Source organism: Nostoc sp. LPT (assembly GCF_017115165.1).
Lineage (GTDB): Bacteria > Cyanobacteriota > Cyanobacteriia > Cyanobacteriales > Nostocaceae > Nostoc.
On sequence record NZ_JABXKF010000113.1, the window covers coordinates 46,177 to 52,581 of the forward strand.

General features: G+C 41.1%; 9 protein-coding genes. 6 read left to right on the forward strand and 3 right to left on the reverse strand.

Annotated elements, in window-relative coordinates; genetic code table 11:
• The first annotated feature begins 7 nt into the window (after positions 1-7).
• Positions 8-547 carry a DUF948 domain-containing protein gene (locus HWQ58_RS21695; protein ID WP_292867018.1) on the forward strand — a complete coding sequence of 180 codons (540 nt, stop codon included), beginning with the start codon at positions 8-10 and terminating at the stop codon, positions 545-547.
• 265 nt (positions 548-812) lie between these two features.
• Here HWQ58_RS21695 and HWQ58_RS38545 read toward each other — a convergent pair whose 3' ends face one another.
• The 3 genes from HWQ58_RS38545 to HWQ58_RS21705 form a co-directional block, all read right to left on the reverse strand.
• Positions 813-944: a PIN domain-containing protein gene (locus HWQ58_RS38545; RefSeq protein ID WP_366838387.1), complete on the reverse strand. Its 132-nt coding sequence runs from the start codon at positions 942-944 to the stop codon at positions 813-815.
• A gap of 68 nt (positions 945-1,012) precedes the next feature.
• Positions 1,013-1,255, reverse strand: coding sequence for a type II toxin-antitoxin system VapC family toxin (locus HWQ58_RS38550; RefSeq protein ID WP_366838389.1), 243 nt, complete (start codon positions 1,253-1,255; stop codon positions 1,013-1,015).
• Positions 1,255-1,575 carry a DUF2281 domain-containing protein gene (locus HWQ58_RS21705; protein WP_292867020.1) on the reverse strand — a complete coding sequence of 107 codons (321 nt, stop codon included), beginning with the start codon at positions 1,573-1,575 and terminating at the stop codon, positions 1,255-1,257. Before HWQ58_RS21705 ends, HWQ58_RS38550 begins: the two co-directional genes overlap by 1 nt.
• A 755-nt stretch (positions 1,576-2,330) precedes the next feature.
• Between HWQ58_RS21705 and HWQ58_RS21710 the strand changes: the two genes are divergently transcribed.
• From HWQ58_RS21710 to HWQ58_RS21730, 5 genes are all read left to right on the forward strand, one after another.
• Entirely contained in the window at positions 2,331-3,137 is an 807-nt protein-coding gene (locus HWQ58_RS21710) for a TPM domain-containing protein (protein ID WP_292867022.1), read from the forward strand.
• A 223-nt stretch (positions 3,138-3,360) separates the two neighbouring features.
• Entirely contained in the window at positions 3,361-3,990 is a 630-nt protein-coding gene (locus HWQ58_RS21715; protein ID WP_292867024.1) for a precorrin-8X methylmutase, read from the forward strand.
• Between the two features lie 105 nt (positions 3,991-4,095).
• Positions 4,096-5,511 (forward strand): right-handed parallel beta-helix repeat-containing protein, encoded by a 1,416-nt coding sequence (locus HWQ58_RS21720; protein WP_292867026.1) that lies wholly within the window; start codon positions 4,096-4,098, stop codon positions 5,509-5,511.
• 278 nt (positions 5,512-5,789) lie between these two features.
• The gene (locus tag HWQ58_RS21725; protein ID WP_292867028.1) at positions 5,790-6,011 is read left to right on the forward strand and encodes a hypothetical protein; all 222 of its coding nucleotides are present in this window, start codon (positions 5,790-5,792) and stop codon (positions 6,009-6,011) included.
• Between the two features lie 212 nt (positions 6,012-6,223).
• Positions 6,224-6,405, forward strand: a 182-nt coding sequence (locus tag HWQ58_RS21730; RefSeq protein WP_292867030.1) for a hypothetical protein, incomplete at its 3' end; no start/stop codon positions are given.

The window sequence follows — 6,405 nt, forward strand, 5'->3', positions numbered from 1 at the left end:
CACAACCGTGATTGAACCCCTGTTTTGGTTGGGACTTTCCTTACTTTTAGTCGCCACAAGCTTGACTGCGGTTTTAGTGGCGGCAATACCGGCTTTGCAGGAGTTAGCACACGCGGCTCGCAGTGCAGAAAAGCTATTTGATACTCTCTCACGGGAGTTACCACCCACTCTAGAAGCTATCCGCGTGACTGGCTTAGAAATCACTGACTTAACTGATGATGTCAGCCAAGGCGTAAAAAGTGCTAGTCAGGTTGTGAAACAAGTTGATCAAAGCTTTGATAGCGCCAGAAAACAGGCTCAAAATCTGCAAGTAGGTACACACAGTATCTTTATTGGCGCGAAAGCTGCTTGGAGAAACTTCACGCGCCAAAAACCCGTAAGGCGGACGAGCGATCGCTTGCCAAGCAATGAAAAACCACCACTAACGTTGCGAGAACGAGAAGTGCTGAGGCAAGAAAATCGCCGAATCAAAGCAGAAGTGTACCGCGCTAATGACGGTTACAACGACGCTGCTAGCTGGGAAAACAATTTCGATGACGAAGATTGACCAAAAAAAAAAGGGCATAGGCCATTGCTTATCTTCCTTGTTGCGGTGTCAAAACGTGCTATTTCATCAGCTTAAAAAAAGCGATTTTTGTTTATGGATAAACTTTGGCATTGTATTCGGCAATTTGGGAAAACGGGTGAAGCATATTTTAATGAAGCTGTCTTTTTAGGAGAAATGTGCTTGTTCCCAAATTTCTGTTATGAACCGAGTATATACGGATGGGTACTGTAAAGTTAATTATGCAGCTATAGCTCTATGCTACAAATCAAACCCAAGATGACAGCGAAAAGCTTCTCACCTGTTGAATTCTCAAAAAGTCACTATCACTGGAAACCACAATTAAATTATTTTGCAGTGCAATAGCAGCTATCCAAATGTCATTTTCATCAAAACCCAAATCAACAATTTTAGTTTTTCGCCGTTTATTTTTATCTTTGGGTGCAAATTGATTGAATAAAGCTGCTTTTATTTGACCGTAAATTGTTGCTGTTGTTCTGTTATGTGGTAAATACGAATATCTTCTAAAAATTCTGTCAATCGAACCAGATTATTTTCCTTGCGTTGGGATTTTTCCATCATGAATGTCAGTTCACCCTGGACAATTACGCAAGTAGCAATGTTATTTTCTCCAACTTCGTTCACGCGACGGATAACATTTGGTTCGCCTAAAATAATGGCACTACAATGATTTGTATCCAGTAAATACATTATTCAAATAGGTTTTCGTCATCAAATTTAGCTTGACCACGGGTAGCATATACTGCTTGAAGGCATTCTTCAAAGTCGTCACCTTCCCAAGTGCCAGCGTGTCGAAGAATGGAGCGTCCCGAAGCAGGACGGTATGTAAGTTGCTCTTGATCGCTAGAAGTTTCTGTAGAATCGCTTAAAGGGATAGGTTCAAGCTTACCTCGTTCCAACTCCTTTTTTGTATAGTTAACCTTAATAGAACGTATCAAATCGAGTGCTTCTGTTAGCAACTCCGGCGGTAAAGTTTCTATTTCTTGGATTAATAATTCTTTGTTAGTCATCTCTCACCTCTAAATCATTCCCCTTTTATTGTAAATTCAGGGGTTTAAGACCCCTACATCTATATGTAGCGCGGAGTCGGAGCCACTCTGCCTCCGATCAGTTGTCGGGGTTTAAATCCCCCGAAGTTGCCACAACGCTCTTAACCCGCGCATCGCCCTTGGCGTCTCCCTTTGGGAGAAGGCACTTCTCAACTCTTAGAGACGCACTCGCGTTCGTCTGAAATGTCTAAAATGTTTGAACTTTGAATTTTGAATTTTGAATTGTTAATGTATGGGGAACTTCGCTATGACTTAGTCAATTTTGAGTTGTTAAAAACTTTGACGATAAAAGCTAATACGCCTATATATATATTGCACAAACTCCGTATAGACCGTCATTAGTCATTTGTGTTTTTAAAGACAAAGGACTTTTGACAAAGGACAACCCTCTCCTGAAGGAGACGCTGCGCGAACACTAGTTAATGTGCAATTTTCTTTGCGTAACAGCTTAATAATCAAGGAGGAGAGGGGATGAGTCTAGTGTCTATGCCTCCTCCCCTCTCCCTAGTAACAGTAATGTTTTGAGTATTTTAACTGATTGACAAAATGCGCTTTATCTTTAGGTATCACGAAAGCTACTCTCCACTCCCAAAAACCTTTTGCTTTGATCCCCTAGATTAGAGTAAAGTAAACAAGTGTAAAGGACTATCATTTTTTTAGTATTCTTTTAAAACAACTTGTTCGCTTTTACCGTTGATATTTGTATAAAAACGTCCATGCAATCTTGTTTTTGGCGACGAATTCTAGTATCTATTGCAATATTTTTCCTGGCTGGGTCAATTTGGGTGATGCATTCTCCCCCAGCACTGGCTTATGACAATCCTGAGTTACTGCCTGACACCTTTACCCCAGTTGTAGATTTAGCTAAATCTCTGCCTGTGCTGGAAGAAGAACAGCTTGTCAAAGATTTAGAGCAGTTTGAAGCCGACACAGGCTGGAAATTGCGAGTCTTAACCCAGTATGACCGCACCCCAGGTCGCGCGGTTATCAAATATTGGGGTTTGGATGACAAAAGCATTCTACTAGTTGCTGATTCTCGTGGCGGTAACATCCTCAGTTTTAGCGTCGGTGATGCTGTTTATAAACTTTTACCCCGGACTTTCTGGATAGAACTGCAAACCCGCTTTGGTAATTTGTATTTTGTCCGAGAAGAAGGCGAAGACCAAGCCATTCTGCAAGCCTTAGAATCGGTTAAAGGCTGTTTGCTTAAAGGGGGTTGCAATGTTGTCCCCGGACTACCACGAGAGCAGTGGATTCTCACCTTGATTACCTCAGTTATTGGTGGGGTGATTTGTGGATTTGCAGCTCAACCCCGCGAGAAAGGACAAGTTTTTGCTTGGCAATGGGCTTTAATTTTCTCACCTTTGTGGGGAATCTTGTTTATTGCCTTCGGCATTGGGCCAGTTGTGACACGCACAAGCGACTGGTTGCCTTTAGTTCGCAATATCTCTGGGTTTCTCATTGGCGTTTTGGTTGCCTACCTATCTCCTATTTTCAGTCGGTCTTCTAGTAATGAGTTATGAGTGAGTAGTTTAATTAACTTATAGCAATCCTAAATGAAATTGTGAAAATTTTTGTTATGGTCGTCCTTGGTCATTTGCAATTTACTTAGGACAAATGACTAATGACAGCCAACTCCAAAATATTTCACAAATGATTTAGGACTGCTATATAAATCCTAACTCCTAACTCTAAACTCTCTGAAGCTGATAAGCTGAAAGCTAATATTTGAGAAGCTCAACAAAAATGGAATGGCACGTAACTGATGCTCAAAGTTTAGCAATCATTGATAGTGAAATTGGCGATCATGTCTTTTCACCCGCAGAGTATGAGATTGTGCGTCGGGTAATCTACGCCACGGCTGACTTTGGGTATAAGTCTTTGATTCGCTTTTCTGAGCGTGCCTTGCAAGCTGGAGCAGCAGCGCTAGCCGCACGTACCACGATTGTAGTAGATGTCCCGATGGTACAAGTAGGTATTGCCTACGACATTCAAAACACCTTTGCGAATCCAGTGTATTGCAGCATGGAAGCTCTAACACGCCCTCAAAAAGAAAAAACTCGCGCAGCATGGGGAATAGAAACCTTAGCAAAGCGTTATCCAGAGGGCATTTTTGTGGTAGGCCAAGCGCAAACTGCCCTGACTGCACTCGTGGATTTAATTGAAGTTGAGGAAATTAGACCTGCTTTAATAATCGCAACTCCAGTGGGATTTGTAAATGTTGATGAAGCTAAGGAGCGTTTACAAGACTCTCTAGTGCCTCACATTATAATTGACAGCCGCAAAGGTAATGCAGTTGTAGCAGCTGCGATCGTTGATGGATTGGTAGACTTAGCTTGGCATGCCTATGGACAAGATGGAAATCGGGGGAGCTAGAAAAGTCAGCTCTATATACCCTTGATGCCAAATAGTATTTAAAAGGACTGACATATCCTGATATTATATTTTTGTTAAGTAGTGCCTATAAAGGAGCCTTTTGTTGTGGTAATTCGAGGTTTCAGGTTAAGCGCATATCTTGCAATTCCCGTGGTATTAGGTCTTTTGGTTGAGCGAGAAAGGATAAAAACATATTTAGTTGAAAACATCCCTCAGATATTCACTAACAAACAAATTATCCTATCTAACCATCAGCTAATCAGCAGTAGGGCAACTCCGAAAACATACTATGTTAGTGGTACTGGAAATGACGCAAATAGCGGACTCTCTACTTCATCTGCCTTTAGAACAATTCAAAGGGCAGCAAATCTGACTAACCCTGGCGATACAGTCTTGATTATGAACGGAGTCTACAGGAATGCAAAACCAAGTGGGAACGTAGTATCTATTACTCGCTCTGGAACAGCAAATGCATGGATTAAGTTTAAAGCATATCCTGGACATCAGCCGAAAATTCAACACAATGGATGGCATGGAATTTTGATTCACAAGGGAGCGTCATATATTGAGATAAATGGGTTGGAAGTGATAGGAAACAATGCCAACATAACCCTTGATTATGCGATGAGTCAGAAAACTAATAAACAAAACCCGCTAACGAATGGAAACTGCATTAATGCAGATGGACGAAAAGGTGGTCGTAGTCACCATATACGAATTGTCAATAACAAGGTACACGGGTGTGGAGGAGCAGGCATTTCCGCGATTGAATCAGACTACGTAACAATAGATAATAACGAAGTTTTCGATAATGCCTGGTATAGCGTTTATGGTAACAGTGGCATTTCGATTTTGAATAGTTGGAATTATGACAACAAGCGGGGATACAAGATTTTTGTTATTAACAACAAAACCTACAACAATCGCATGTACATTCCTTGGATTGCAGTCGGAAAGATTACAGACGGTAATGGCATTATTATCGATAGTTCTAGAAACGATCAGAATAACTCAAAATTGGATGCATATAAAGGATATACTTTAGTTAAAAATAATCTTGCATTTAATAATGGTGGATCGGGTATTCATGCATTTTTAAGCGAGCATGTTGATATTGTAAATAACACAGCTGTTTTAAATAATCAGAGTCCAGAACTTAATGGCGGACAAATATTTGCTCATACGTCATCTGATGTCAAAATTCTCAGGAACATTCTTTATGCTTTTCCTGGAAAAAATATTAATAATAAGACTAAAAATAAAAACGTTATTTATGATTATAACATCTACATCAATAGTTCTAAAATAAATGTTAAGGGGCCTCACGATATTGTTGCAGGCTCACAATTTTTAAGCAAGTATCCCACTCTAGAAAAAATATCTGGCGATTGGAAATCGCGGTTAGATAAACAAAATCCGCCAACACGGTCTTACGTAGAACCTAAGTCGGCAGGTTTTGCCTGTGGGGCAGTGACTTATCGTTTACAAGGGAAACTCATCAAAGTGGGATGCTCTCGTTAGCAAGAAGGCAGGAAATTCAGGGTAGGAGAGATAGATTTATCCCGAGTCCGAAAGCTCAAACCTCTTGTCGCAATTTTGTATAAATATGCGCCAAATTATATAAAGAAGAAACCGCATAGACGCTGCATCGGCTACCCTGCTGGTAGGGCGCATAGACACGAAGTGGTTTCCCGTTCGCCTAGCGTCTCCGACAGGAGAAGCGGGAACACTAAAATCAAATAGACAAATTTTAATGAGATATTTCTTATTAAGAGCTAAGTTTTTATCTCAAGATTGCTATGACAATCACCCTTTCCCAGCAAGCCTTTGATGAACTATTTCAGGAGACAGTGGAACGTTCCCAACACCCAGATCCAGATGATGTGTTGGATGTGGTATACAAATATCCGCGACGGCTGGGACAAGGTTACTGGCAAAGAATTGAGTTACGCCAAGGGTTGGAGTTGATAATTGGCAATTTGCAAATGCGCGATCGCCCCAAATCTAACTCTACAACTTGAAAGGCGATCGCTTGTCACTACCTCAACTGTCGGACTTCTGCCACAGTTAAACCAGTTTTCTGAGCGATTGTTTCCTCATCTAACAAATCCAATAGCGATGTCTAACGACAAGCCGAGGAAGCGTCTACGCTTGCTGATTCTAGTTATCTGGCAGACAATGGCGTTAGCGTAGCTTACCGTAGGTATCGCTTCTGTGTTTAATCAAAGCAAATTTGCTAAGTTCCTATATTGAATTCGGGCAGTCGTTTATTGAATTCGGGCGATCGTTTATTGAATTCGGGCGATCGTTTATTGAATTCGGGCAGTCGTTTATTGAATTCGGGCAGTCGTTTATTGAATTCGGGCGATCGTTTATTGAATTCGGGCGATCGTTTATTGAATTCGGGCGATCGTT